Here is a 24,736-nt window from a genome sequence, read left to right on the forward strand (position 1 = left end):
TGGTCTGTGACACACAGGGCGAAGCAGGCAGGGAACGGGTCGTCCGCATTACGGCCGGGCGGCGAGCCGGAGTCGGCCGCCGATTCCCGAGAGGAGACGCCGGCCTCGTTGTCCTGGAAACTGAGACTGGAAACCACGCTTGCCGACCGCGCGGCAGCGGTCGGGACACTGTCCTGCCTGATCAGCGCTCTGTCCGACATGCTGGAGGCAACGGTATTCCTGATAGGTCCCGCCGGGCAGGTGATCAGCCGGGCCGTCCCTCCGGGTGCTTCGTCTACCGCGATCCCCACGCTGGAGCGGCTCGAGTCGCCGGAAGGACCGGTAGCCGCCGGCGCGGCTGCCGGCGTTGTGCGAGTGGATGGTGGGCGGACGGGTGGCCGCGACTACATGCTCGGTTCGGTTGTCGACGGCGACCACCTCTTCGGATGGGTAGTCACCCCGATCGAAGGATCCGTGTCCGTTGCACATGTGCAGTGGGCCGTGGACCGGGCAGTGGTCCACCTGACGGCCGAGTTCGTCTCCCAGCGGCGGATCGCCCGCGTGGCCTGGAATGCACGTGCGAACCTGGCGCGGCAGATGGTTCGGTCGACTACCTACGATGCAGATCTTCGGGCTTGCGCGGAGTACCTCGGCGTCGATCTGGCCGCGGACCGGGTCATCGCGTTCGTCCTGGAGCGGGGCCGGTCGTCGGGTTCGGCAGTCGATGCGGGCCGCCTCGGTGATCTGATCGCCGAAGATCTCGACGTCGACATCCTCACGATTCGTGGCACCGAGGGCGTCATCCTCTCGATCGAGGCGCCGGCAGGGGTCGGGAATGCGACGGTGATCGCGCGCTGCAAGGCGGCAGTCAACAAGGGCCTCGACCGGATGGGTGACCGATTTGCCGTTGCGGGCATCTCGTCGGTGACCCGGCCCGGTCAGCTCCGACGGGCATACCGGGAGGCATTCGAGGCTGCCCGGTGCCTTGACCGATACCCCTCGGAATCGAACCGCGCCATCGCCTGTGACGAACTCGGGCCTGCACGATTACTCGTAGCGAACAGCAACGAACAGTCCGTTCGGATGTACGTGTACGACGTTCTCGGGGATTTACTTGCGGGGGGAGTGTCGAACAACGACCTTCTCCGTACCCTGCAGGAGTTCTTCGACAGTGGACGGAGTGTGCGTGACACCGCAGTGCGGTTGGATGTGCACGAAAATACTGTGCGACACCGACTGGGGCGGGTGCACGACATCACCGGTCTCGACGTGGCCGCAAACTCGAACGATCAGCTCAGTGCCCAGACTGCACTGTTGATTCTCCGACTGCAGGGTCACCACGCGGTGCCGGGCTTCGACCGGGTAGCGCGTTGAACGTGAGGCAGATTCGAGGGAGCTGAACCCCTCCTTGTCGACTTCTCCAATGCGGCGACGTGAATCCGGGCCGAAGTTCTTGACCTTCGAATCGACGACGGCTTTAACTGGCGCCCAGCGTGTTCCAACTCACATGCTTCGGAGTACGAATAGCAAGGAGTCCCTATGCGATCCGTCAACTGGACGAGAAAGCGACGACTAGCGGGTGCAGCCGCGATGGTTGCTGCGCTTCTGGCACTCACCGGATGTGGCGGCCCGGCTGGTGACAACTCTGGTGCCGTCCGGATTGGGCTCCTCGCCAATCTCACCGGTGACGCGGCGATGTCGTTCGGCAAGCCCTTCGAGCGAGGATTCGAACTCGCTCTGCACGAGGCCGAACCGATACTGGACGAGTCCGGTGTATCGATAGAGGTCCTCACCGAGGATGCCAAATCGGCCGTACCATCGGCGGTAACCGGGTACAACAAACTCCGTCAACAGAGTGTGCCGCTCGTTGTCCAGGACTCGCAGAGCCCACTCGGTCAAGCGGTGGCGCCCCTGGCGAACGAAGACCGGATCACCCTGGTCAGCGGGGCCGGGAGCGCATTGGAGAACTCGGGCGGGTACTCATTCCGATTCACCGATCTGAGCACCCCCACGATGTCGGTCGGCAGTCGCCTGGCCGAGGAGGGCCACACCCGTATCGGTCTGGTTGTGGCCGGCGACAATCCATCCTTCACCACTCTGGCGGAGGCAACCGAGAAGGGGCTACCGGCCGGATTTGCATCTCGGCAGGAGGTTTCGTCCCAGGACACCGACTTCTCCGCTGTGCTGGCGAATCTCAGGCGGGATCGCCTCGATGCCGTGGTTCTGTCGGTCCTCCCGGCCCAGGCCGGAAATCTCATCCTCCAGATGAAGAACGCCGGTGAATTCGAGCACGTGAAACTGATCGGAACGGTTGCGATCAGCGGTGAAACCTACACGGTGGCCCGGGACTCGGCCCGAGGCTTCGAGTTTCCGCAGGTGTGGGCTCCTGGCGGAACCAATCCCACCGCCTTCGAACGACGGTACACGGAGAAGTACGGTGAGGTCCCCACTGCCTACGGTGCCCTGGGTTATCAGGTCGGCTGGACGACAGTGGCTGCCGTGATCCAGGCAGAGAAGAGTGGAACCGTGGACGGTAGTGCTCTGCGTGATCTCCTTCCCGCTGCCTCGACTTCGGACCTGGTACGAGAACACGGGATTCTCGGGCTCGAAATGACTGCGGACGGTCTCGCGATCTCGAGCGGGGTCATGGCCACGTTCGCAGACGGAGGAGCCATGGTCCTCGCCGGATCGGACGGGTGAATCCATGGACTTCCTGCTTCAGCAAACCGTCAACGGGATCGTTCTCGGCAGCGTATATGCCCTCTATGCATCGGGTTTCGGTCTGGTGATGGCAAACCTCCGGATCTTCCACGTCGCGCATGCAGCGGTGTTCACCTGGGGAGCAATCTTCGCCTGGGAGCTCACATCACGACTCGGCTGGTCCCTCCTGGTGGCCTTGCCGGTCGTCGCGGTGCTGGCGGGATTACTCAACGTGCTGGCCTACTTCCTGCTGATCCGCCGTGTCCTTCATCGCCGGGGCGGCGAGATGGCCGCCTTCATCTCCTCGATGGGCGGCCTCATCGTGCTCGTCGAGCTGGCACACCACCACCTCGACGGTGCCGTCGTGCGAATGAACGCCGACGCGTTCACCAGTGCACCTCTGTCGATCGGCCCGGTTCGGATCACCACCCTGCACCTGATCATGGTGTGCCTGGTGCTCGTCATCGTCGCCGTGACGAGTTGGCTACTCGCCCGAACGGAGCTCGGCCGGGAGATCCGCACCGTTGCTTTCGACAAGGACACCGCCGCGATTCTCGGCGTCAACGTGGATCGCGTCAGCGCCGGAGTGTTCTTCGCGTCAGGCGCCATGGCAGGTGTCGCCGCGTCGTTCGTCGCCATCGCGTTCAACGTCATCGATGCCGGACTCGGCTCGACCTACCTGGTGATCGCGCTCGGAGCCATGGTGGTCGGCGGCTTCGGCAGTGTCGGCGGCATGCTCGTCGGCGGTCTGGTCATCGGGATCGCGTCCACCTATGCGACGGGGTACCTGTCGAGCACCTATCGCGATCTCGTCGTCTTCGTCTTGATGCTCCTCTTCCTCGCTCTGAGGCCCGAAGGTCTGTTCCGGACCCGCGCAGAACTGACAAGGGTGTGACCCGACCATGACAGAGTTCTTTTCGATCTTCGGTGCGTACGACTTCGTGATCAGGGACGGAATCGTCCTCTCACTCGTTGCCCTGTCGCTCTATGTTGTGCTCAGCGCCGGAATCTTCGCTGTGCCCCAAGTCGGTTTGATGGCTGTCGGGGCGTACGTCTCGGCTGTACTTTCCGTCGACGCAGGGGCCCCGTTCGTGGTCTCTCTCATCGGGGGGACGCTCGCATCCGGATTCGTCGCCCTGCTGCTGGCCGGTCTGTTGCACCGGCTCAACGGCATCTACCTGGCCATCGCGAGCATCGCGTTCGCGGAAATCGTGCGGGTGGCGGTGCTGAATCTGCCACTGACCGGGGGCGCACAGGGCAAGGTGGGCATCCCACGGACCACGACCGATCTCGTGATCTGCATCGTGGTCGTCGTCGCCGTTGCGGGTCTCATCGCACTGAAGCGTTCGCGATTCGGGCTCGCGATCAGTGCCATGCGGGAGGACTCCCTCATGGCGAGCCACCAGGGAATCGACGTCGTCCGCTACCGGACCGCGTTGTTTGCGCTCTCGGGGATCCTTGCGGGAGCCGCCGGCGCCCTCCACGTCCATATGTCGGGCTTCGTGGAGCCGGGCCAGTTCAGCTTCGAACTACTCACCCAGCTACTTGCAATAGTGGTCATCGGAGGGACGGTGTTCGTCACCGGCTCGCTCGTCGGCGCCCTCGTCATCATCGGCCTGCCCGTCGCCTTGACCGGTCTTGCCTCGTATGAGGCACTGGTCAACGGCGTGCTGATCGTGCTGATCGTCGCCTTTGCGCCGAGCGGAATCCTCGGGAGTCTCCGCTCGTGGTGGCCGGTCCGCAGCAGTCCCTCCCCACCGGACAGCGCGGACGAGACATCCGCGGAGCGGGTGCTCCCACTCGTGCGAGACGACGGGCCCGCAGGCGACACCGTCCTCGAGGTGCGAGATGTGGTCATGTCATTCGGGGGTCTGCGCGCGCTGGACGCTGTCAGTGTCGAAGCACGATCCGGGGAGGTACTCGGCATCATCGGCCCGAACGGGTCGGGAAAGACGACTCTCCTGAACGTGTTGTCCGGCGTCTATCGTCCGGAGAGCGGAACCGGCACCTTGCTCGAGCACGACTTCTCCGAACTCTGGGGTCACCCACACGTCACGGCTCAGTCCGGGCTCGCCAGGACTTTCCAGAACATCCGACTGATGGACGAGGAGACTGTGTCGACCAACGTCCGGCTGGGCATCGCGCGGCGTCCGGGCGTCGATGTGCACGAGCGGACCCGAAATCTGCTCACCGAAAATCGTCTCGACTGGGCCGCCGACATCCCGGTGGGCAGCCTGCCGTACGGGGTGCGACGACGGGTGGAGATCGCGCGTGCCCTTGCGCGAGAGCCCCGCGTACTACTGCTCGACGAACCAACTGCAGGTATGAATCCCACTGAGCGGCAAGACGTGTTCGACACGATCTCGGACATCAGATCGGGTGGCGTCGCTGTGATCGTGGTGGAGCACGACGTGGCGATGATGCGTTCCTTCTGCGATCGGCTCGTCGTATTGGACTTCGGCAGGAAAATCGCCGAAGGCAAACCCGACAACGTACTCGATTCCAAGGAGGTCATCCGTGCCTACATCGGATCCGGTTCTCTCGCTTGAGGATGTCAGCATCTCCTACGGGCACGTATCTGCGGTCACGGATGTGACGCTGACACTGTACGCGGGGGAGACCCTCGCTCTCATAGGTCCGAACGGGGCAGGCAAGTCGACGTTGCTCCGCGGAATCACCAATCAGGCCCGTAAGGGCAACGGCAAGATTCGCTTCGGCGGACGGGACATCTCCTCCACTCCGACGCACCGGATCACCCGCGCCGGGATCGTCCATGTCCCCGAGGGCCGCCAGGTCGTGGCGCCACTGACCGTCCGGGAGAACCTGCAGCTCGCGGCACATGCAGCGGGACGCTGCCCCCGACGGGAAATCGAAGCCTCGATAGACCGTGTCCACGAACTCTTCCCGCCCCTCGCGCGCTTGCGCAATACTCCCTCCGGCCTACTCAGCGGCGGCGAACAGCAGATGGTTGCGATCGGACGGGCGCTGATGGCGCGACCCGCGGTGCTGCTGCTCGACGAGCCCAGCATGGGGCTGGCCCCGGTCATGGTCGAGGTGATCTACGAATTCCTCGGCGAACACCGGGACGCACTCGGTGGGGCAGCCGTCCTCCTCGCCGAGCAGAGCCAGATCGCGCTCCGAGTCGCCGACCGCGCAGCGGTCCTGTCCCGTGGCCGGCTGGGCTTCGTCGGGCCGAGCTCCCAGATAGACGAATCCTTGATCGCCGAAGCGTATCTCGGCACCGGCCGGACTGCCGGTGTGCCGGAAACGGCCTAGTTCCAACACTGTCCATTCCACAACCGCACCTATCGAGGAGAACCACGATGATCACAGATGCAGACTCCGAGTTTCATCCCAGGGACCCGGACGATCGGACCTGGACCGAGACGATGTTCCTGCCATTCGCCATCCCCGACGAGGGCATCTTCGGCAATGTGTACGTTCTCGCCCGCCCGAATGTCGGAATTGCCACGTCGTCGATCCTCATCGGCAAGGGATTCTGCACACAGCCGTACGAGATCGCATTCACCGATCCGCAGGTGCACCTGCCCTGTCCCGAATCCTTCGCCAAATTCACGCTGGGGAACGGGCTCAGCGTGAACGCTCCGACACCCAAGGAGTACGACGTCAGCTACGAGAACACACTGGGTGCGTGCTCACTGGACCTGTCGTTCCGGGCATTGCACGAGCCGTTCGATCCGGGCGATCCCGAGCAGAATCCGCTCCTCGCGGCGGACCGGAGTACGGGGGACAGTCGACACGGTGACGAATGGGAGAACGGCCATTTCGAGGTGAAGGGGCACATCACCGGAAACCTCGAGCTGCGCGGCAAGAAATACAAGGTTGATTGCTACGACGGGATGGACCACAGCTGGGGCCCCCGTACGGAGACAGGTACCCGCTCGGTGGCGTGGGTATCGGTGAACTTCGGGCCCGAACTGGCCGTTCACCTCGCCGTCCTGATCGACCTGCGGGACGGTCAGGTCAGATACGAGAAACTCCGGTTCGGTTTCGTCGTGGAGAACGGTGAGGTCCATCCCGTGGTGGACGCCGACATCCGAGCCGAACACACGCAACTCCTGGCAATCAACAATCACATCCGGATCACCGATGCGCGAGGAAAGGAGTACGAGTTCTTCGGCACGGCGATCTCGAGCCACCCCTGGTACAACTTCAACCCCTCCCACGTCAGTTATCAGGGGGTCTTCCGCTACCACTGGGGTGACAAGGTGGGATACGGGGAGATGGCCGACATCTACGGGTTGGACTATCTGGCAGAGCGGATGTCCAGCCACGGCCGTGCACGGGGGCTGAACGCATGAACGATCACGACCTGACGTGGGGTCTCGACTTCGACGACCGCGACGACCCCTCACCGGATTTCATCGACGCAGTCCGTCGGGAGTACCCGACGGAGCGTGAGGTCGACACGATGCTCACACGCAAGATGAGCCGCCGCAAAGGCCCGTCGTATCGCCGCCCGGATCTCGCCGAGATGGCCAAGATCCTCGACGAGTTTCTCGGCCACGAACTCGGTTCGTCCAACTTCGAGATACGAGATCTGCACTGGTTCACCGGGGGAGTGTCGAAGATCCAGATCGGTTTCACACTCGACCGTGACGATCCCGCGGGGCGCCGTCGGTCGGAACATCTCGTGCTTCGGATGGACCCCAGTGAGGGATCGAATGCGACGAGCCGCGCTCGAGAGCACGAATTGTTGACTCTCATGAACGGTGTGATCCCGGTGCCGAGACCGCATTTCCTCGACGCCGAGGGGGAATGGTTTCCGGAACCGGCGCTGATCTACGAGTTCGTGGAAGGGGTCACCAAACCTCGGGCCACGGGGACCGGGCGGATCAGTGGTCTCGGTACGGATTTCGGGCCGGACCACCGGAGGGTGCTGGCACCTCAGTACCTCGACCACCTGTCCAAGATCCACAACACCGATGTCTCGGACCGGTCGTTCACTCATCTGCAGGTTCCCCGCACCGGTTCCACCGAGTCGGCGGAATGGATTGTCCACCATGCGCTGCGCTGTTGGGAAGAGGACCGGGGCGAGGATTCCCCGCTCATGGAGATCACGGCGAACTGGTTGCTGAGCAATCTTCCCACCCTGGATGTCGCCGGTGTCGTCCACGGCGACTTCCGCAGCGGTAACTTCCTTTTCGACGAGGAATCCGGTCGGATCCTGGGATGGCTGGACTGGGAGCGTGGCCTCATCGGTGACCGGCACCGTGACCTGGCGTGGATCACTCTCCCCACGATGGGCCATTACGACGCCGACGGCCGCTATTTCGTGTGTGGCCTCATCCCTCTGGACGAGTTCTTCGATCGATACACCGAGGTCTCCGGTCTCACCGTCGATCCGGAGCGGCTGCGGTTCTACCAGATCCTGAACTGCTTCACCATCATCGTGTCGACGATGGCGTCCTCCTACCGCATCGCCCGGCTGGGGAAGTCACACCAGGACATCCTGCTCACCCGTGTGGAGGGACTGGTCCCGGTGATCTCTCGCCAACTCATCACGCTTCTGAAGGGGAAGAACACATGATGGACCACAGTGAGAACACCCTCCGTGCTGCGATCAAGTCGCTGCGTGACACCGTCGCGCCGGCGGTCGACCCGCTGGATCCGCAGGCAGTCGAGCAGCTTCGACTGACGATCGATTTCCTCGAATTTCTGCGGACCCGCGTGTACGACATCCATGCCCGGCAACGCTACGAACTGGGCCGCCAGATGGACATCGCACAGGCCCTTCTCGACGACGCCGCRCTGATCTCCCCGGATGTCGGCGACCGACTCACCCGCGCCGTATCCGATGCGCGATCCGTCCACGCCGATGCGGACGCACATACCCAGGATCTGCGCGCGTCCTCGCAGAAACTCTGGGCGGTCGTGCGCGGTGTCCTCAGAACCGCCCGGCAGGCGCCTGAAGACGTCCGCGAACGAATCAGCACCAGAGTGATCGGGGGAATCGAGCCTCTGGTCGAGATGGAAAGTGCGTGGTATCTCCCGTTCGGGTTCGAACCCGATCCCGGATCGGTTCCGCAGTTGGAGGAACTCCTCGGCCGTGCCTCCTCTGACGCCCGATGAGAATCCTCGTCACAAATGACGACGGCATAGAGGCCGCCGGACTCGCGGCACTCGCTGCCGCAGCTGGGGGCGGCGGCCGCGAACTCGTGGTCGTCGCTCCCAGCGCCGAGTCCAGCGGCAGCGCGGCCAGCCTCGGCGTGATCCGGGACAGGAATCGCGTGACGGTGTCGGTGCCCGGCGACGAATGTTTCGCTGGAATCGAAGCCTATTCCGTGGACGCGCCACCTGCGCTCGGGGTCCGGGCCGCCTGCAGCGGGGCATTCGGGTGGAAGCCGAATCTAGTTGTGTCGGGGATTAATCCAGGCTTCAACACCGGCCGGCTCGTACTGCATTCGGGGACGGTCGGCGCCGTGCTCACGGCCGCATCCCTCGACGTCTGTGCTGCGGCATTCAGCACCGAAGCGCACTCGGTGCTCGGCCTTGACACGACCCGTCGGGTAGCCACAAGTGTCATCGGCGGACTGGTCGATGCCGGGCTGCCACCGGTCGCGGTGAACGTGAACGTGCCCGCGCTTCCGTTCCAGGAACTGAGAGGCCTGCGTTTCGCCGATCCAGGCACCGTGAGTTGCGATGACGTCGCCTTCGACTTCGAAGGCAATAGTCTCGCGCTGCGCAGGCGGCGGAATCCGCCGCCTTACGACGACCGATCGGACGCTGACCTCGTCGCCTGTGGCCTGATTTCGGTTACGGTGCTCGCACTCCCCTGGAGGACGGACACGAATGCCGAAAGCCGTGTCGTGGCAGCCATCGAGCGGCGTTGGATCCTCGCTAGTGCATCGTGCGAACGCGCGAATACGACCTCCGCCTGTCGGGGCGCGCGGGTGTGAGTTTCACGGTGCACAGTTCGTCGAGCCGCCGCCGAAGGGTGCCCATGTGACCGCGAAGTCGAGCATGGCGAGTTCTTCGTTGGTCACCGGCGTCTTCCGCTCTCTCGTGTGGAAGTGGGTGCGGCCGTGCGTGGTGTCGCACGGCCGCACCCGGGGGTCATCGCACGTCGAGGTAGATGCTCTTGAGCTGCTGGTAGCTCGCGAGGCCCTCGGGTCCGAGTTCGCGGCCGAGGCCGCTGTTCTTGATGCCGCCGAAGGGGGCGGTCGGATCGTTGGAGTAGCCGTTGATTCCGACTGTTCCGCTGGCGATGCCCCGGGCGAATTGGGCGCCGCGTTCGGGGTCGGCGGTCCAGATGGAGCCGCCGAGGCCGTAGTCGGAGTGGTTGGCGATCGTGACGGCTTCGGTCTCGTCGGTGTAGGGGATGACCGACAGGACGGGCCCGAAGATTTCCTCCTGGGCGATCGTGTGGCCGGTCTCGACGTCGGCGAAGACGGTGGGTTCGACGAACCACCCGTATTCGGCGTCGGCGGGTCTGCGGCCGCCGGTGGTGACGCGGCCGCCGTCCGAGCGGCCCTTCTCGATGTATCCCTCCACCCGGTCGCGTTGCCGGGACGACACGAGCGGTCCCATCTGGGTCGTGTCGGACAGCGGGTCGCCGACCGACAGGCCCTTGGCGAGGTCGGTGATGGTGTCGACGATCTCGTCGTAGCGGGAGCGGGGTGCGAGGACGCGGGTGCCGAGCCAGCAGATCTGCCCGTTGTTGAGCAGGGTGGCGGCGTAGAACGATTCGATGTTCGCGGCGAGGTCGGCGTCGTCGAGGACGACGGCGGCGGACTTTCCGCCGAGTTCGAGGGTGACGGGGCGCAGCAGTTCGCCGCAGGTGCGGCCGATGGCGCGTCCGGCGCCGGTGGAGCCGGTGAAGGAGACCTTGTCGATCCCGGGGTGGGCGACGAGGTAGGCGCCGAGGTCGCGTCCACCGGGGACGATGTTGACCACACCGGCGGGGAGTCCGGCGGCGATGGCGGCTTCGGCCATCAGGAACGCGTCGAGCACGGTTTCGGGGGACGGTTTGAGGACGACGGTGCAGCCGGCGGCGAGGGCGGGGGCGAGTTTGAGGAATGTGATGGCCTGCGGCACGTTCCACGGGACGATGGCGCCGACCACACCGATCGGGGAGCGGGTGACGAGTGTGGAGCCGCCGAGCATGCCGGGCCGGATCTCGTCTTCCTGCTTCGCCGCCATGTCGGCGTAGTAGCGCAGCAGGACGGGTGGGAACCCGCCCTCGAACTGCCGGGCGAGGGTGATGGGCATGCCGTTCTGGCTGCTGACCCGGGTGGAGGTGTCCTCGGCGCGGGATTCGAGTTCGTCGGCGAACCGGTTCAGCACCTCGGCGCGTTGGGCCGCGGTCCACGACGCCCACTCGGTGAGCGCGGCGCGGGCGGCGTCGACGGCGTCGTCGATGTCGGTTTCGGTGCCCTCCGGCACGGAGCCGATGCGCTGCTCGGTGGTGGGGGAGATGACCGGGATCGTCGAGTCGCCGGCGGGCCGGGTCCATCCGCCGCGGATGTAGAGATCGGGGTAGTCGATCGTCATCGGGGTGTCCTTCTCAGAAAGGTTCGGTGGTGGGGTCGTCAGTCGTGCAGGAGCACGGGTTTGAGGACTTCGCCGCGGTGCTGGGCGTCGATCGCGTCGTTGATCTTCGCGAAGGGGAAGGTGGTGACGAGTTTGTCGAGCGGGAACTTCCCGGCCTTGTACAGCTCGACGAGTTCGGGGATGAACTCGTCGGGGACGCTGTCGCCCTCGATGATTCCGGTGATCGTCAGCCCCATGGCGAGGGAGTTGATGATGTTGAGCGGCACCGAGGCTGCGGGGTCGGCGGGGACGCCGATGAGGCCGATCTTGCCGTGGAAGGTCATGGCGCCGACGAGTGATTCGATGACGGCGGGGACGCCGGAGGTGTCGATCGCGTAGTCGACGCCGGCGGGGATGATCGCGCGGACCTGCTCGGCCAGCGGACCGGCACCGGGGTCGATGACGTGGGTGGCGCCGAGTTCGAGGGCGAGGTCGCGGCGCGACTGGTGCGGTTCGACGGCGATGATCGTGGCGGCGCCCTGCACGACGGCACCCATGACGGCGGCCAGTCCGACCGATCCGGCGCCGGCGACGAGGATCGCGGATCCGGGTCGGCAGTCGAGGGAGCGCATGACGGCGCCGGCGCCGGTCTGGATTCCGCAGCCGAGCGGAGCCAGAAGTTCGGCGGGAACGTCGACGGGAACCTTCACGACGTTGCGTTCGAACGCGAGGCTGTAGGTGGCGAACGAGGACTGCCCGAAGAACAGGCCGGTCAGGGACTCGCCGTCGGTGGTCGACAGCGGACCGGTACCGTCTTCGCGGACTCCGTCGTAGGCGAGGTGCATGAACTGGTGGCAGTAGGAAGGGGCCCCGGTGGTGCAGGAGGGGCAGGTTCCGCAGCTGTTGAAGGTGATGGCGACGCGATCGCCGGCGGCGACCTTGGTGACACCGTCGCCGACTGCGCGGACGAAGCCGCAGCCTTCGTGGCCGAGGACGGCGGGCAGCGCGGTCGGGAGGGCGCCGTCGCGTGCGGCGAGGTCGGTGTGGCAGATGCCGACCGCTTCGATTTCGACGAGTACCTCGCCGGCCTTCGGTCCGTCGATGGTGATCGTTTCGAGCGAGAACTCGGTGTGGGGTTCTCTCGCGACTGCTGCGAGTGCTTCCATCGTCAATGACTCCATGTCTGTGGGGGCCGGCCCGAGAAGGACCGGCGTGGATCGAATGCTCAGAGAGCGGCTTCCCGCAACGGCGTCGCGGGATCGGCGAGGGCGGTGCGGTCGACCTTGGTGCGATTTCCGATGAACTTCTTTCCGGCCATGAATTCGCCTGCGGCATTCACGGTCTCGACGGCCACCGGTATCCCGTCGCTGTCGAGATGGAACAGTGCGAACGAGGTGGCGGAGGCGTCGCCACGCAGGATCGGCTGCGTGTCCGGCCCGATCATGCCCGCCATCTTCATCTTCAGATCGAACTGATCCGACCAGAACCACGGCACCTCGTGCGGTGGGAGCGGGGCGCCCATGATGACCGCCGCCGCCTGCTTCGCCTGCTCGACCGCACTCGGAATGCTTTCCAGCCGCACCATCTTCCCGAGCGTGTCGTGCAGCCGATAGGTCACGTCCCCGATCGCGAGAACGTGCGGATCGCTGGTGTGGGCCGACCCGTCGACGACGATTCCGGCGAGGCACTCGAGGCCGGACTCGCGTGCCAGCGCGTCGTTCGGGATGGCACCGACCCCGACCAGGACGACGTCGCAGGCGATTTCGGTTCCATCACCGAGTTCGATCCCGGCGACGCGGCCGTCGGAGCGGGTGATTCCCCGGACCTCGGCCCCGGTGAGAATGCGGGTGCCGCGGTTCCGGTGGAAGTCGGTGAGTGCCGTCGACAGTTCCCGGCTCGCCACCCGGGCCAGCACCCGGTCCTCCCGTTCGATCACCGTGACGTCGCATCCGCGGGCGCGGGCCGACGCCGCGACCTCGAGTCCCACGTACCCACCGCCGATGATGGCGAGCGCCGATCCGGAGTGCACGGCCTCGCGGAGCATCGTGGCGTCGGCGAGGGTGCGGAGGCTGAGCACACCCTCGAGATCGCTTCCCGGGAGCGACAGCGTCCGCGGCGCGGCGCCCGTCGCGAGCACGAGTGTCGTGTACTCCAGCACCGTTCCGGATACGGTCGTCGCGGTTCGCGCGTCCCGGTCGATGCGGCTGACCGGATCACCGAGCAGCGTGTCGATCTCGTTGTCGGCGTAGAACGATTCCGGTTTGAGCCACTGCACGAACTCGTCGTCGGCGTATTTCTTCGACAGCGGCGGGCGGTGATAGGGCGGATGGGTCTCGTCCCCGCACAGGACGATGCGACCGCCGAACTTCTGCTGCCGCAGCATGCCGGCGAGAGTGCCGCCGGCGTGACCGGCCCCGACGATCACCACGGTGGGTGACGCATGTGACGTGACCATGGTGTTACCGGGTGAACGCGATCTGGACGGGCATGTTCTTGAGCCCGCCGACGAAGTTGGTCTGGATCATCTTCGTGTCGTCGGCGAGTTCGAGGGACTCGATGTGGGGGAGCAGTTCCTCGAACATGATCCGCAGTTCGAGCTTCGCCAGGTGCTGGCCGATGCACATGTGCGGGCCGTAACCGAAGGCGATGTGCTTGTTGGGCCTGCGGGTGATGTCGAAGGTGTCGGGGTCCGGGATGACGTCCGCGTCGCGGTTGCCCGACTGGTACAGCAGCATGAAGCGGTCGCCCTTCTTGATGTCGCGGCCGCGGAGTGTGTAGTCCTGCGTCGCCTGACGCATGAAGTGCTTCACCGGCGAGGCCCAGCGCAGCGATTCGTTGACGATGTGCGGGGCGAGCGCCGGATCGGCCTTGGCCTTCGCGAGGAGCTCCGGGTTGCGGCCGAGTTCGAGCATGCCGCCGGCGAGGGTGCTCGAGGTGGTGTCGTGACCCGCGGTGGCGATGGCGATGAAATAGCCGTAGGCCACCTCGTTCGGGTAGTACTCGCCACTCTCGTTGCGTGCCACCGAGATGATGGTCGCGAGATCGTCGCGGGGGTTGGCCCGCCGGTCCTGCAGCAGCCTTTCGAAGTAGGCGTAGAAGTCCTGAATCGTGGCCACCCACTGCTTCGCGGCGGCGTCCGGGGTGAGCGGTTCGACGTCCTCCCGCGCGGCATCGGGATCGGCCGTGCCGAAGAACTCCTGCGTGAGGGCCATCATGCGGGGCTCGTCCGATTCCGGCACCCCGAACAGGCTCATGATGACGTGCAGGGGGTAGTGGAGGGCGAAGTCCTTGACGAAGTCGATCCGGCCGTCCGTCTTCAGAAGCCGGGCGACGGCAGCCTTCGCGAGGTCGCGGATGGTCGCTTCCCACTGGGCGAGGTTGGTGGGCCGGAACCAGTCCAGCGCGATGTCCTTGATCGCGGTGTGCTCCGGCGGGTCGAGGTAGGTGAGAGTCTCGAGGATGCGGAGGCTGCCGTTGTTGATGCTCTTGGTGAACTGATCGCCGGCCTGGTTCGCCAGGATCGGGTTGACGGAGCCCTTGTCCTCGGCGCCCGCACTGGTGAAGATGTCGGGCTGACGCTCGATCTCCATGATGTCGGCGTGCTTGCTCACCAGCCAGATGGGGTCGTACCCCTCCACCACGGCACGGCCGAGGGGATTGTTCTCGCGCAGCCAGCGGTAGGCCTCGAACAGTGCGTCGTTGTCCCGGTGTCCTTCGGGTAGAACGATCTGACGGGCGACGGTGTCCGGAATAAGTTCCGTGACCTGCTCTGTAGTGCTCATCGATTCCCCTTCGTGGTGCAGTGTGGTGCGGCGCCGAACGTCGCGGCGCCCTCGCCGACTGGAGTGACTTCAGCCTGTCAGCCGCGGGAGTGAGGGGCATCACACCATCGATCGAAAGTTGTCCACCTAACGGGGTATGTGTGCTGGGTCACGCGGTCGCCGGACGACTCCTGCCGCGCAACTTCACCCCACCGGAGGGGGGTAATCCGTCGAAGTGGTGATGCGCCAGATGAGTGACCCGCGACACAATTTTCGTACAGAACGCGGCCGGGATCGCAGGGACTGCAACCCGCTCGGCGAGACGGTCCGCGCAGATGTTCACCGGTCAACCTGAAGGAGATCACCATGCCCACCGTCGTGTACCAGCTTCCGGACGGCTCGACGTCGTCCGTCGACGTTCCCGCCGGCCAGAGCGTGATGGACGGGTCGGTCCGCAACAACCTTCCCGGCATCGTCGCCGAATGCGGCGGTAGCTGCTCGTGCGCCACCTGCCACGTGTACCTGGACGACGATTCCAGTGCGGCATTCGGCGAACCGACGTTGGAGGAACAGGACCTCCTCGAATTCCTCGACGGAGTCCAGCCGTGCTCGCGTCTCGCCTGCCAGCTCGTGCTCACGCCGGACGTGGACACCGTCACCGTGACCGTGCCGTCCTCGGACGCCTGAGGGGCCTTCCACCGGCCGCGTCACCGGGTGCCGGACTGATACTTCGCGATCAGTTCGGCACGGTTGGTGGCACCGAGTTTCCGGAGGATGCGTTTCACGTGCGACTTGACCGTGTCGACGGTGATGACCAGTTCCTCGGCGATCGCCGAGTTCGACGCCCCGGTGAGAATCAATCGGACGACGTCGGATTCGCGGTCGGTCAGGGGGTCGAGCAGGCGCTGCTCGGCGGCGTCGCGGTCGGCCTGCGCCGGGGCGAGTTCGGATGCGCCGCGGGGAGGCGCCGTGTCGACGTCGGTGTCGCCGGCCCATCGCCGGGCGCTGTCGTGCAGGAGCGCGTTATGGCGCTCACGGCGGGATTCCAGGCCGACTCGCTCGAAGCACCCGCCGAGCACTTCGGTGAACACCCCCAGTGCGCGGCGGCGGGTGTCGTCCACAGGTGTGTCGATGTGCACGAGCGCGGCGGCGCCGCCACCGACCACGACCGGAACGGTGGTGAAACCGTTGGCGCCCAGCAGTTCTTGCAGTGCGGCGGGGACGTGGGTGCCGACTCTGACCGTGTTCGTCGCGAGCGCCTGTTCCTCCGGCGAACCGTCCGCGACGTCGAATTCGGCCGGTGGTGACGGCATCGTGCCGCGGTCTGCGCTGAACCAGGTCACGGGAACGATCCGGTCCCCGTCGAGGCGGGACAGGACAAGGCTTTTCGCAGAGCACAATTCCGCGACCCGTTCGCACGCGCGCCGCATCAGTTCCGGGCTCGAGGCGGCGTCGTCGAGTGCTCGGACGGCGCGATCGATGCCCGTCGCGATCGCACCGATCTCGGCTGTCCGGTTCGCGTCGGCGGCGTTTCTGCGGTCGAGGAGGTCGACGAGGCGTCTCCCGAGTTCGGTCGACTGTGCCGGGCCGGCCACCCGCATCTCGGTCAGGACGTCCGCGATGGCGCGATCGAGTTCGGTGTCCGTGGTGTTCTCGTCGAGGTGGGGCGCGTCAGCCACCGGACACCGTCTTGGCGTTGGCGCACAGCGCCGCCACCTCGGCCCGCGTCGAGACGCCGAGTTTCTTGAAGATCCGCTGGACATGGGATTTGACGGTGCCGTCGGAAATGCACAGGCGACGGGAGATGGCCGCATTGGTCGCTCCCGTCGCCATCAGGGTGAGCACCTCGCGCTCGCGAGCGGTCAAGGTGTGCGCGCGGGGCACGACCGGCGCCTGCGACGTGTCTTCCCCGCTGTGCGCGCCGGAGCGGGGGAGGTCGCACGTGGTGAGTTCCGGCATCGTCAGGGGCTGCTCGAGGTGTCGCAGTGCCTGGGTGAGCCGCTGGATCTCGGCGTCGACGTGCTCGTTGCGGGTGTGGATCTGGCGACGCAGGTCGGCGCGTTCCTTCGACGAGGCGCACGCGCCCGCCAGTACTCCGACGATGTGGACGTCGGTGTCGGACAGGCTGTCGCTCTGGCGGTCGACGTGGATCATCGCCACCGCGCGGGCGTCGACGACGATGGGAACCGCGAGGTATCCGGCGGGCCGCGACAGGTCGATGAGGGGTCGGTACGTATGCCGGTAGGTGTCGGCGGCGTCCACCGCGTAGGGCCGGCGGCGCCGGACGAGTTCGGCCTCGCGGGGGGCCTCGCGCAGCGAGATCTCGCGTCCGTCAATGGCCGTGATGAGTTCGTGGAAGTCCCCTGTCAGTTCGGGGTTGACGGCTAGCGCGACGGGAGACCAGGTGGATCCGCGGACCACGGAGAACATCGCCTTGCCGTATCCCAGGCTCGTGCACAGTTCCTGTGTCACGACTTCGGCGATGCGGTCCGAGCCGGTGTCGAGCGCACGCACGACCCGCTGTAATGCCTCGAACTGGGCAGTGTGCACGCGCAGTCGGCGCGCGATGTCGTCGCGGCTCGCGGCGTCGAGTCGCGTCACGAGTTCCGCGAGGCGCAGCGTGTGCTCGGGGGAGGCGACACCTTCACGCAGCTTCCGGGCCGCGAACGCACGGATCACGGTGAGGTCGGGTTCGCCGTCCGCCAGCCGGATCAGGTTCGGCTCGCTCCCGAGAAGCTCCTGCAACTCTGCGACTGCCTGCTCGGCAAGCTCGAACGAACTCGTCGAAATGACCACTCACCACTCCTTGCGCCGCGGCCGCCGCACGGATGACGACGACACCGTCGCCCATTCCTGTGACGTACCGCACAGTATAGGAGGTGCCACCTGGGACGTTTCCGCGCCGTCGGCGACCTCACTCCAATGTATATGGTCAGTCCAAATACGTCACGCGTTCCGCGAAAGTGATGCGGACAGGTTCTTGTCGCGGATACCGTCGTCGTACTAGGGTCGAATGGTAAGACCAAAATTGAAAGGATCGGCCCTATGGCGCACCCCGTGCGATACGACGTCGACGAGCACATCGCCGTCCTCACTCTCGATCGCCCCGAAACCCGCAACGCGCTGTCCGACGACGTGCTCGACGAGCTGCTCGCCGCACTCGAACGTGCGCGCGGGGACGGCGACGTGCGGGTTGTCGTGCTCGCGTCCTCGCACGAGAAGATCTTCTCGGCGGGCGGCGACCTCAAGGCGTTCGCGAGCGAGACGCCCACGATCGTCAAATACGCCGGTCTGGATCGCTTCCCGCGGCTGTATCAGCTCATCGGCGGTCTCGGGAAGCCGGTGATCTGCGCGGCGGGCGGCGACGTGCTGGCCGGTGCGTTCGGTCTCGCGCTGGCGTGCGATTTCGTGCTCGCCAAGGAGTCGGTCCGGTTCGGGTGCCCGGAAATCAACGTCGGCGTCTTCCCGTTCATGATTTCCGCCCTCATCTACCGGAACGTCGGGCGACTCAAGGCGAACGAGCTGATGATGTACGGCGAGCTCATCACGGCCACGGACGCACTCGAACTGGGGCTGGTGAACCGCGTGATCCCGGACGACGACTTCGAGACGGAGGTCCGCGCGTGGGCGCGGCGGCTCGCGGGCAAATCGCCGCTGCTCATGCGGCTGGGCAAGGAGGCGATCAACAACACCCGGGACATGTCGCTGCCGGATGCACTCACGGCGCTGCAGTCTCAGCTCGCTCTCGCGTTCACGACCGAGGACATCGTCGAGGGCGTCACCGCGTTTCGCGAAAAGCGTTCTCCCGTATGGAGCATGCGGTGATCGCCGGCCCGGGAGCTCGTTGCGGTTTCGGTCCAACCATTATATTGTGAGGGCCAACACAGAGTTTTCTATTCCCTCTTCACATCTGCGCACAGAGGAAGGCTTCCCATGGCGTTCGCATCGGTCACCGATCGCTATTCGGACGAACAGATCCGAGAGTTCTATGCCACCGGGCAGTGGCACCGCGACACCTTCTTCGACATGCTCGAGGCTCAGGTCGCCGAGCGGGGCGACCGTGTCTTCCTGACCGACGACACCAGCGGCGGCATCACCTTCCGGGAGTTGCGCGACAAGGCGCTGAGTCTTGCGGTGGGCCTTCGGCGCCACGGCATCGCTGCCGGCGACCGTGTGTCCGTGCAGGTTCCGAACTGGATCGAATTCGCGATCATCGCCGTCGCGTTGTCGCGACTGGGCGCCGTCCTGGTGCCGATCATGCCGATCTACCGCCGCGACGACGTCGAGTACATTCTCGGTAACGCCGGTGTGCGGCTGGCGATTACGCCGCAGAGTTTCAAGAAGTTCGACTACGCCGGCATGTACACCGACATCGTGGGTGCCGTCGAGTCGCTCGACGATGTCGTGGTCGTCCGCGGGAGCGGCGAACTCCCGCATCGTGCGGTGTCGTTCGAGTCGCTGTTCGCGGACATCGGCCCCGACGAGGCGATCGACGAACTCGGGCCCGGTGTCGGTCCGGACGAGCCGTTCGTCATCGTCTACAGCAGCGGCACCACGTCCCGTCCCAAGGGCTGCATCCACACGTTCAACACGTTCGCCTGCGGATCCCGTCTGCTGGCCAAGGGGTTCGCGTACACGCCCGACGACGTGCAGTTCGGCCCCTCGCCGATCACCCACACCACCGGCCTGGTCACCAGCATCGTCCTCCCGCTCATGCACGGGGCGGCGTCGCATCTCATCGAGGTGTGGGAGCCGGTCCGGGGCATGGAACAGATCAAGGAACGCGGCTGCACGGTCGCGGTGAGTGCCACGACGTTCCTGCAGATGGTCATGGACGTCTACGACCCCGCCGTGCACGACATCGGCAGCATGCGGTTGTGGGTGGCGGCCGGCGCCCCGATTCCCGCCAGCTTCGTCACCAAGGCGGCCGAATTGTTCCCCGGCCTGCAGGTGCTCAGCCTGTACGGCCGTTCCGAGAATGTCACGACCACCATGTGCACGGTTGACGACGAGCCCGAGCGGTCGCTCACCTCGGACGGTCGTCCGCTTCCGATGCAGTCGGTCAAGATCGTCGACGAACTCGGTAACGAGGTTCCGCGCGGCGAGGAGGGCGACGTCGCCTACAAGGGCGCCATGCACATGCTCGGGTATCTCCACAATCCCGAGGAGACGGCCAAGCTGTTCACCCCCGACGGCTACTCCCTCTCCGGGGATCTCGGCCGGATGGACGAGGACGGCTACGTGCGGGTCACCGGCCGGACCAAGGACATCGTGATCCGCGGCGGCATGAACATCAGTGTGCGTCAGGTCGAAGACCTCCTGGCCGCTCATCCCGCCGTCCGCGGTGTCGCGGCGGTCGCGATGCCGGACGAGCGCCTCGGGGAGGCGGTGTGCCTCTACCTCGTCGCCGCGCCCGGGTACGGCGACGTCACGCTCGAGAAGATCAAGGCCTACCTGCTCGAGCAGGGGGTGGCGATCCAGAAGGTTCCGGAGCGGCTGGAGATCGTCGAGGCGCTGCCGACGACGGCCACGGGCAAGATCCAGAAGAACGTGTTGCGCGCCCAGATCGCGGCGAAGATCGAGGCCGACCGGGAACGGGCACAGGCCGTCAGCTGATCGAACAAGGAAGGGGGCGAAGCCGATCGGCTTCGCCCCCTTTCGCATTGTTCGACAAGGGTGATCAGGTCGAGGCCACCACGACCGTCGCCGATCCGGTGACCACCGGGCCCTTGTCTCCGGAGGCGACGAGATCGAGCGTTGCGAGCGACTCGCCCTCGGTCTCGTCGATCGACACCACCGTGCCACCCAGGGTCAGTGTGTCGCCGAGGAAGACCGGAGCGACGAACCGGACTCCGAAGGAGCGCACATGCTCGACACCGAACGTGTCGGACAGCCATCCGGCCAGGATCCCGGCCTGCATCTGACCCATCGCGATGACGCCCGGAAAGCCCGACGTGGCCACGAAGCCGGGATCGTGGTGCAAGGGGTTGAAATCGCCTCCCGCCCCGGCGAACCGGACGATGTCGGTCTGGGTCACCGGACCGACCACCCGGACGTCCGGAGTATCGCCGACGCGTACCTTCGCCGGTGTTCTCATCGCTGCTCTCCTCGTTCGATCAGGACTTCCTCGAGCCGGACCACGGGCTCGCCGCCGGTGTCGACGTACTCGGTCTCGAGGGTCACGACGCGCATCGTCCCGCCGCGCTTGCCTTCTCGCAGCTCGTCGGCCACGACGCGGCGGGTGCCGACCACGTGGTCGCCGGCGGTGAGCGGTCGCAGGTACGTCCACGTGACCGAACCGACCACCACCCGGGCGAGGGCCAGGCCCAGCGAGTCGACGAACGCGCGCTGGTCGCGCTGGTGTCCGGCGACGACCGTGTGCGTGAGAGTGGCCGGCACGTCGGGGAATCCGGCGTCGCGCGCGACGGCCGGATCCGTGTGGACGGGATCGGTGGTGAACGTGGCGCGCGTGAATTCGCGGATCTTGCCGCGTTCGACGTCGTATTCGACGCGGTCGACGACGCCGGCAGGGAGTGGGTCGGACATCCGGGCCTCCTTTTTGGACTGACCTATAGTATCATTGAGCCTAAATTCGTGAGGAGGGTGCAATGGAGCTCGCTGATTCCCCAGACGAGGCCACATTCCGTGCAGAAGTCCGGGAGTGGGCCGAAAAAGCGGTCCCGACGCTGCCGTGGCCGGAACCGGTCGATCTGGTCGACAAGGTGCCGTTCTGGCAGCAATGGCAGCGGCTGCTCTTCGACGCCGGCTACGGCGGGATGTCGTGGCCGAAGGAGTACGGCGGCCAGGCCGCCGACCCGATCCGCAAGGCCATCTTCACCGAGGAGATGGACCGGGTGGGCGCACCCGAGCGCCTCAACACCATCGGTGAGGACTTCGCCGGCCCGACCATCATCGACTTCGGGACACCCGCACAGAAGGAACGGTTCCTTCGACCGATCCTGGCCGGTGACGAGATCTGGTGCCAGCTGTTCTCGGAGCCGGATGCCGGGTCCGATCTCGCCTCCCTCCGCACCAAAGCCACCAAGGTGGACGGGGGCTGGAAGGTCAACGGGCAGAAGATCTGGACCAGCCGCGCGCACATCGCCGCCCACGCCATCCTGCTCGCCCGCACCGGTGGCGGTCCGCGGCACAAGGGCATCACGTACTTCCTCGTCCCGATGGACAGTGAGGGAATCACCGTGCGACCGCTCGCGCACATGCTCGGCGAGGCGGAGTTCAACGAGGTATTCCTCGACGACGTGTTCATCCCTGACGACCTCGTCGTCGGTGAGGTCGACGGCGGCTGGAAGGTCGCGATGGGCACGCTCGCCTACGAGCGGGTGGCGATCGCGACGGGCCGCGTCAACACCAAGCGTGCCGTCGACGACATCGTCTCCGACATCGCGGGAATGACCGACGACGCCGGTCGTCCGCTCGGCGAGGACCCGGTGATCCGGCAGAAGGTCGCCGATCTCTACGGCCGGGCCCTCGTGCACTACCTCATCGGTCAGCGCGTCATCACCCTCGCGGCCAACGACGGCCCACCGGGGCCGGTCACGTCCATCGGCAAGCTGTTCTTCTGCCCCCTCGTCGAGGAACTCGCCGACTTCCGGCTGTCCCTCGAGCCGGTGGGCGGGCAATTCGCCCTCGACGACGAGCCGCAGAAGACGGCGCGGTGGCAACGGCTCGCATATCAGGCCCGCGGCACCGCCATCGCGGGCGGTTCCACCTTTATCCAGCGCAACATCGTCGCCGAGCGCATGCTCGAAATGCCGAGGAGCTGACCGTGTCCGACTACACCTGGCGCCCCACCGACGAGTACGTCGAGAACGCCAACGTCACCCGGCTCGCCCGCGCCCACGGTCTCTCGGGCCTGGGTGAGCTCCGCGCCCGCTCCGTCGCCGACGTGCGGTGGTACTGGGATGCCGTGGTCCGTGACCTCGGGCTGCCGTTCCGATCGCCGTACCGCGAGGTGCTCGACATCTCACGCGGAATCGAGTACCCGGAGTGGTTCGTCGGGGGCACGTCCAACGTCGTCGACGCGTGTCTGGAGCGGTGGCTCGCCGATCCCGCGGTCGCCGACCGGACGGCCGTCGCGCACGAGGCCGAGGACGGCACGGTCCGCAGCCTCTCGTATCGCGAACTCGCGGCGGACGTCGAGCGGGCCGCGGCCGGACTGCGGGAACTCGGCGTCGGCAAGGGCGACGCCGTCGCCCTCTACCTGCCGATGATCCCCGAGGCGGTCGTGTCGGTGTATGCCGTCGCGCGGCTCGGTGCGGTGCTGGTTCCGCTGTTCTCCGGGTTCGCTCCGAGCGCGATCGCGTCCCGCATCCAGGACGCGGACGCCAAGGTGGTGATCGTCGCGGACGGAACGGTCCGCCGGCGCAAGTCCGTCACGATGAAACCGGCCCTCGACGACGCGCTGGCCTCGTGCCCGACGGTGCAGTCGGTCGTCGTGGTCGAGAACATCGGCGTCCCAGTCGATTCCACGGATCGCGACATCTCCTGGGGCAAGCTCCTCGGCAACGCCGGTGACCCGGGCCGGGTGGAGGCGATGGACGCGGGCGAGCCGTTCGCGCTGGCGTACACGTCCGGTACCACCGGCAAGCCGAAGGGTGCCGTCCACACCCACGCCGGGTTCCTCGTGAAGACGGCCAGCGAGGTCGCGTACTCGTTCGATCTGAAGCCCGGCGGCGTGTTCTGCTGGATCACCGACATGGGCTGGATCATGGGCCCGCTGTCGATCATCGGCACCCACGCCAACGGTGGAACCCTCGTGCTGTACGAAGGTTCGCCGGACGTGCCGGACACCGACCGGTTGTGGCAGCTCGCACAGCGTCACCGGGTGACGATGCTCGGTGTCTCACCGACGCTGATCCGTACCCTGCGCGGACGGGACACGGACGTCGCGGCACGGTACGACCTGTCCTCCGTGCACACGATCGGGTCCACCGGCGAGCCGTGGGACCCGGACTCGTACGAGTGGCTCGCGCGGGACGTGTTCGGCGGCCGGGTGCCGATTATTAACTTCTCCGGCGGCACCGAGGTCGGCGGCTCGTTCCTTGCACCGTATCCGGTGGAGCCGATCCACAGCTGCTCGCTGGGCGGTCCGTCCCTGGGTATGGACGTCGACGTCGTCGACGACGCGGGACGCTCCTTGCGCGGGGAACAGGGCGAACTCGTCTGCAGGCAACCGTGGCCGTCGATGACGCGCGGGGTGTGGAAGGACGAGGAACGCTACCTGGAGGCGTATTGGTCCACGTTCCCCGGCATGTGGCGGCACGGCGACTACGCCCTCGTCGACGACGACGGTCAGTGGTACATCCGCGGCCGATCGGACGACGTCATGAACGTGGCGGGAAAGCGTCTCGCGCCCGCGGAGGTCGAGGCCGTACTGACGGCGCACCCGGCGGTGTCGGAGGCGGCGGCGGTCGGTGTCCCCGACCCGAAGAAGGGCGAGGCGGTCTGGGCGTTCTGGGTTCCCCGCGCGGACACCGACACGACGGACATCTCGGCCGAACTCGTCGCCAGCGTTGCCGCGGAACTCGGGAAACCGTTCGCGCCGAGCGCTGTTCACCGGGTGTCGCGCCTGCCGAAGACCCGGTCGGCGAAGATCCTGCGCCGAGCGGTGCGGGCCGCCGCGCTCGACATCGATCCCGGGGACCTGTCGGGTGCCGAGAACCCGGAGGCCGTCGACGAGATCCGCGCAGTGGTGGCGGGGGCAAGCAACGCAGCGTCGTGAGTACAACGAAGGCCCCACACCGCRCGGTGTGGGGCCTTCGTCGTCGAAGCAGGAAAGAAGC

The 24,736-nt window shown here is 66.2% G+C and carries 22 protein-coding genes; 14 read left to right on the top strand and 8 right to left on the bottom strand.

Annotation, left to right across the window (positions count from 1 at the left end):
* Positions 1–6 precede the first annotated feature (6 nt).
* From AC1DWT_RS12910 to AC1DWT_RS12950, 9 genes are all read left to right on the top strand, one after another.
* Complete coding sequence (locus AC1DWT_RS12910; RefSeq protein ID WP_477920842.1) at positions 7–1,353, top strand: PucR family transcriptional regulator; 1,347 nt, start codon at positions 7–9, stop codon at positions 1,351–1,353.
* Between the two features lie 216 nt (positions 1,354–1,569).
* A complete protein-coding gene (locus AC1DWT_RS12915) occupies positions 1,570–2,679 on the top strand; it encodes an ABC transporter substrate-binding protein (protein ID WP_072937080.1) in 1,110 nt (369 codons plus the stop codon).
* A gap of 4 nt (positions 2,680–2,683) precedes the next feature.
* Entirely contained in the window at positions 2,684–3,574 is an 891-nt protein-coding gene (locus AC1DWT_RS12920; protein ID WP_072937081.1) for a branched-chain amino acid ABC transporter permease, read from the top strand.
* A 7-nt stretch (positions 3,575–3,581) separates the two neighbouring features.
* Entirely contained in the window at positions 3,582–5,228 is a 1,647-nt protein-coding gene (locus tag AC1DWT_RS12925; protein WP_387491210.1) for a branched-chain amino acid ABC transporter ATP-binding protein/permease, read from the top strand.
* Positions 5,197–5,955, top strand: a complete 759-nt coding sequence (locus AC1DWT_RS12930) for an ABC transporter ATP-binding protein (protein WP_477920846.1) — start codon at positions 5,197–5,199, stop codon at positions 5,953–5,955. Before AC1DWT_RS12925 ends, AC1DWT_RS12930 begins: the two co-directional genes overlap by 32 nt.
* Positions 5,956–6,002: 47 nt before the next feature.
* On the top strand, positions 6,003–7,001 hold the full coding sequence (locus AC1DWT_RS12935; protein WP_477920848.1) for a DUF7064 domain-containing protein: 999 nt from the start codon (positions 6,003–6,005) through the stop codon (positions 6,999–7,001).
* Positions 6,998–8,230, top strand: coding sequence for a phosphotransferase family protein (locus AC1DWT_RS12940; protein ID WP_477920850.1), 1,233 nt, complete (start codon positions 6,998–7,000; stop codon positions 8,228–8,230). The genes AC1DWT_RS12935 and AC1DWT_RS12940 overlap by 4 nt, the downstream gene beginning before the upstream one ends.
* Positions 8,227–8,772, top strand: a complete 546-nt coding sequence (locus AC1DWT_RS12945) for a hypothetical protein (protein WP_378676446.1) — start codon at positions 8,227–8,229, stop codon at positions 8,770–8,772. The genes AC1DWT_RS12940 and AC1DWT_RS12945 overlap by 4 nt, the downstream gene beginning before the upstream one ends.
* Entirely contained in the window at positions 8,769–9,599 is an 831-nt protein-coding gene (locus AC1DWT_RS12950; protein ID WP_477920852.1) for a 5'/3'-nucleotidase SurE, read from the top strand. Before AC1DWT_RS12945 ends, AC1DWT_RS12950 begins: the two co-directional genes overlap by 4 nt.
* Positions 9,600–9,756: 157 nt before the next feature.
* Here the strand turns inward: AC1DWT_RS12950 and AC1DWT_RS12955 are convergent, their stop codons facing one another.
* Genes AC1DWT_RS12955 through AC1DWT_RS12970 form a run of 4 tightly spaced genes read right to left on the bottom strand, consistent with a single transcriptional unit; the run spans position 9,757 to position 14,954 of the window.
* On the bottom strand, positions 9,757–11,193 hold the full coding sequence (locus AC1DWT_RS12955) for an aldehyde dehydrogenase (RefSeq protein ID WP_095862120.1): 1,437 nt from the start codon (positions 11,191–11,193) through the stop codon (positions 9,757–9,759).
* A 38-nt stretch (positions 11,194–11,231) separates the two neighbouring features.
* Positions 11,232–12,338, bottom strand: a complete 1,107-nt coding sequence (locus AC1DWT_RS12960) for an NAD(P)-dependent alcohol dehydrogenase (protein WP_206013595.1) — start codon at positions 12,336–12,338, stop codon at positions 11,232–11,234.
* Positions 12,339–12,397: 59 nt separating this feature from the next.
* Positions 12,398–13,627: an NAD(P)/FAD-dependent oxidoreductase gene (locus AC1DWT_RS12965; RefSeq protein ID WP_477920855.1), complete on the bottom strand. Its 1,230-nt coding sequence runs from the start codon at positions 13,625–13,627 to the stop codon at positions 12,398–12,400.
* Positions 13,628–13,631: 4 nt separating this feature from the next.
* The gene (locus AC1DWT_RS12970; RefSeq protein ID WP_095862123.1) at positions 13,632–14,954 is read right to left on the bottom strand and encodes a cytochrome P450; all 1,323 of its coding nucleotides are present in this window, start codon (positions 14,952–14,954) and stop codon (positions 13,632–13,634) included.
* Positions 14,955–15,299: 345 nt separating this feature from the next.
* Here AC1DWT_RS12970 and AC1DWT_RS12975 point away from each other — a divergent pair, with 345 nt between their 5' ends.
* Positions 15,300–15,620: a 2Fe-2S iron-sulfur cluster-binding protein gene (locus tag AC1DWT_RS12975; RefSeq protein WP_072937091.1), complete on the top strand. Its 321-nt coding sequence runs from the start codon at positions 15,300–15,302 to the stop codon at positions 15,618–15,620.
* 20 nt (positions 15,621–15,640) lie between these two features.
* On the opposite strand, the gene AC1DWT_RS12980 is transcribed toward AC1DWT_RS12975, so the two are convergent.
* A complete protein-coding gene (locus AC1DWT_RS12980; protein ID WP_477920858.1) occupies positions 15,641–16,612 on the bottom strand; it encodes a helix-turn-helix transcriptional regulator in 972 nt (323 codons plus the stop codon).
* The gene (locus AC1DWT_RS12985) at positions 16,605–17,729 is read right to left on the bottom strand and encodes a LuxR C-terminal-related transcriptional regulator (protein WP_477920860.1); all 1,125 of its coding nucleotides are present in this window, start codon (positions 17,727–17,729) and stop codon (positions 16,605–16,607) included. Before AC1DWT_RS12985 ends, AC1DWT_RS12980 begins: the two co-directional genes overlap by 8 nt.
* Before the next feature lie 249 nt (positions 17,730–17,978).
* Here AC1DWT_RS12985 and AC1DWT_RS12990 point away from each other — a divergent pair, with 249 nt between their 5' ends.
* Together AC1DWT_RS12990 and AC1DWT_RS12995 are read left to right on the top strand one after the other, a co-directional pair.
* A complete protein-coding gene (locus tag AC1DWT_RS12990; RefSeq protein WP_477920862.1) occupies positions 17,979–18,758 on the top strand; it encodes an enoyl-CoA hydratase/isomerase family protein in 780 nt (259 codons plus the stop codon).
* 108 nt (positions 18,759–18,866) lie between these two features.
* On the top strand, positions 18,867–20,549 hold the full coding sequence (locus AC1DWT_RS12995) for an AMP-binding protein (RefSeq protein WP_477920863.1): 1,683 nt from the start codon (positions 18,867–18,869) through the stop codon (positions 20,547–20,549).
* A 64-nt stretch (positions 20,550–20,613) separates the two neighbouring features.
* Here the strand turns inward: AC1DWT_RS12995 and AC1DWT_RS13000 are convergent, their stop codons facing one another.
* Both AC1DWT_RS13000 and AC1DWT_RS13005 read right to left on the bottom strand, forming a co-directional pair.
* Positions 20,614–21,030 carry a MaoC family dehydratase gene (locus AC1DWT_RS13000; RefSeq protein WP_072937095.1) on the bottom strand — a complete coding sequence of 139 codons (417 nt, stop codon included), beginning with the start codon at positions 21,028–21,030 and terminating at the stop codon, positions 20,614–20,616.
* Complete coding sequence (locus tag AC1DWT_RS13005) at positions 21,027–21,479, bottom strand: FAS1-like dehydratase domain-containing protein (RefSeq protein WP_095862128.1); 453 nt, start codon at positions 21,477–21,479, stop codon at positions 21,027–21,029. Before AC1DWT_RS13005 ends, AC1DWT_RS13000 begins: the two co-directional genes overlap by 4 nt.
* 62 nt (positions 21,480–21,541) lie before the next feature.
* On the opposite strand from AC1DWT_RS13005, the gene AC1DWT_RS13010 reads away from it, so the two are divergent.
* Both AC1DWT_RS13010 and AC1DWT_RS13015 read left to right on the top strand, forming a co-directional pair.
* Positions 21,542–22,717: an acyl-CoA dehydrogenase family protein gene (locus AC1DWT_RS13010; protein WP_378442073.1), complete on the top strand. Its 1,176-nt coding sequence runs from the start codon at positions 21,542–21,544 to the stop codon at positions 22,715–22,717.
* Between the two features lie 2 nt (positions 22,718–22,719).
* Positions 22,720–24,675: an AMP-binding protein gene (locus AC1DWT_RS13015; protein WP_477920866.1), complete on the top strand. Its 1,956-nt coding sequence runs from the start codon at positions 22,720–22,722 to the stop codon at positions 24,673–24,675.
* The last annotated feature ends 61 nt before the right edge of the window (positions 24,676–24,736 follow it).

Source organism: Rhodococcus sp. P4_B6 (genome assembly GCF_056402215.1).

What these genes read in the sequence shown, in the direction of transcription:
- AC1DWT_RS12970 (WP_095862123.1), bottom strand. Translation starts at nt 14,954, where the DNA reads ATGAGCACTACAGAGCAGGTCACGGAACTTATTCCGGACACCGTCGCC.
- AC1DWT_RS12940 (WP_477920850.1), top strand. Translation starts at nt 6,998, where the DNA reads ATGAACGATCACGACCTGACGTGGGGTCTCGACTTCGACGACCGCGAC.
- AC1DWT_RS12915 (WP_072937080.1), top strand. Translation starts at nt 1,570, where the DNA reads ATGGTTGCTGCGCTTCTGGCACTCACCGGATGTGGCGGCCCGGCTGGT.
- AC1DWT_RS12920 (WP_072937081.1), top strand. Translation starts at nt 2,684, where the DNA reads ATGGACTTCCTGCTTCAGCAAACCGTCAACGGGATCGTTCTCGGCAGC.
- AC1DWT_RS13005 (WP_095862128.1), bottom strand. Translation starts at nt 21,479, where the DNA reads ATGTCCGACCCACTCCCTGCCGGCGTCGTCGACCGCGTCGAATACGAC.
- AC1DWT_RS12975 (WP_072937091.1), top strand. Translation starts at nt 15,300, where the DNA reads ATGCCCACCGTCGTGTACCAGCTTCCGGACGGCTCGACGTCGTCCGTC.
- AC1DWT_RS12965 (WP_477920855.1), bottom strand. Translation starts at nt 13,627, where the DNA reads ATGGTCACGTCACATGCGTCACCCACCGTGGTGATCGTCGGGGCCGGT.
- AC1DWT_RS12935 (WP_477920848.1), top strand. Translation starts at nt 6,003, where the DNA reads ATGATCACAGATGCAGACTCCGAGTTTCATCCCAGGGACCCGGACGAT.
- AC1DWT_RS13010 (WP_378442073.1), top strand. Translation starts at nt 21,542, where the DNA reads ATGGAGCTCGCTGATTCCCCAGACGAGGCCACATTCCGTGCAGAAGTC.
- AC1DWT_RS12995 (WP_477920863.1), top strand. Translation starts at nt 18,867, where the DNA reads ATGGCGTTCGCATCGGTCACCGATCGCTATTCGGACGAACAGATCCGA.
- AC1DWT_RS13000 (WP_072937095.1), bottom strand. Translation starts at nt 21,030, where the DNA reads ATGAGAACACCGGCGAAGGTACGCGTCGGCGATACTCCGGACGTCCGG.
- AC1DWT_RS12990 (WP_477920862.1), top strand. Translation starts at nt 17,979, where the DNA reads ATGGCGCACCCCGTGCGATACGACGTCGACGAGCACATCGCCGTCCTC.
- AC1DWT_RS12955 (WP_095862120.1), bottom strand. Translation starts at nt 11,193, where the DNA reads ATGACGATCGACTACCCCGATCTCTACATCCGCGGCGGATGGACCCGG.
- AC1DWT_RS12950 (WP_477920852.1), top strand. Translation starts at nt 8,769, where the DNA reads ATGAGAATCCTCGTCACAAATGACGACGGCATAGAGGCCGCCGGACTC.
- AC1DWT_RS12925 (WP_387491210.1), top strand. Translation starts at nt 3,582, where the DNA reads ATGACAGAGTTCTTTTCGATCTTCGGTGCGTACGACTTCGTGATCAGG.
- AC1DWT_RS12960 (WP_206013595.1), bottom strand. Translation starts at nt 12,338, where the DNA reads ATGGAAGCACTCGCAGCAGTCGCGAGAGAACCCCACACCGAGTTCTCG.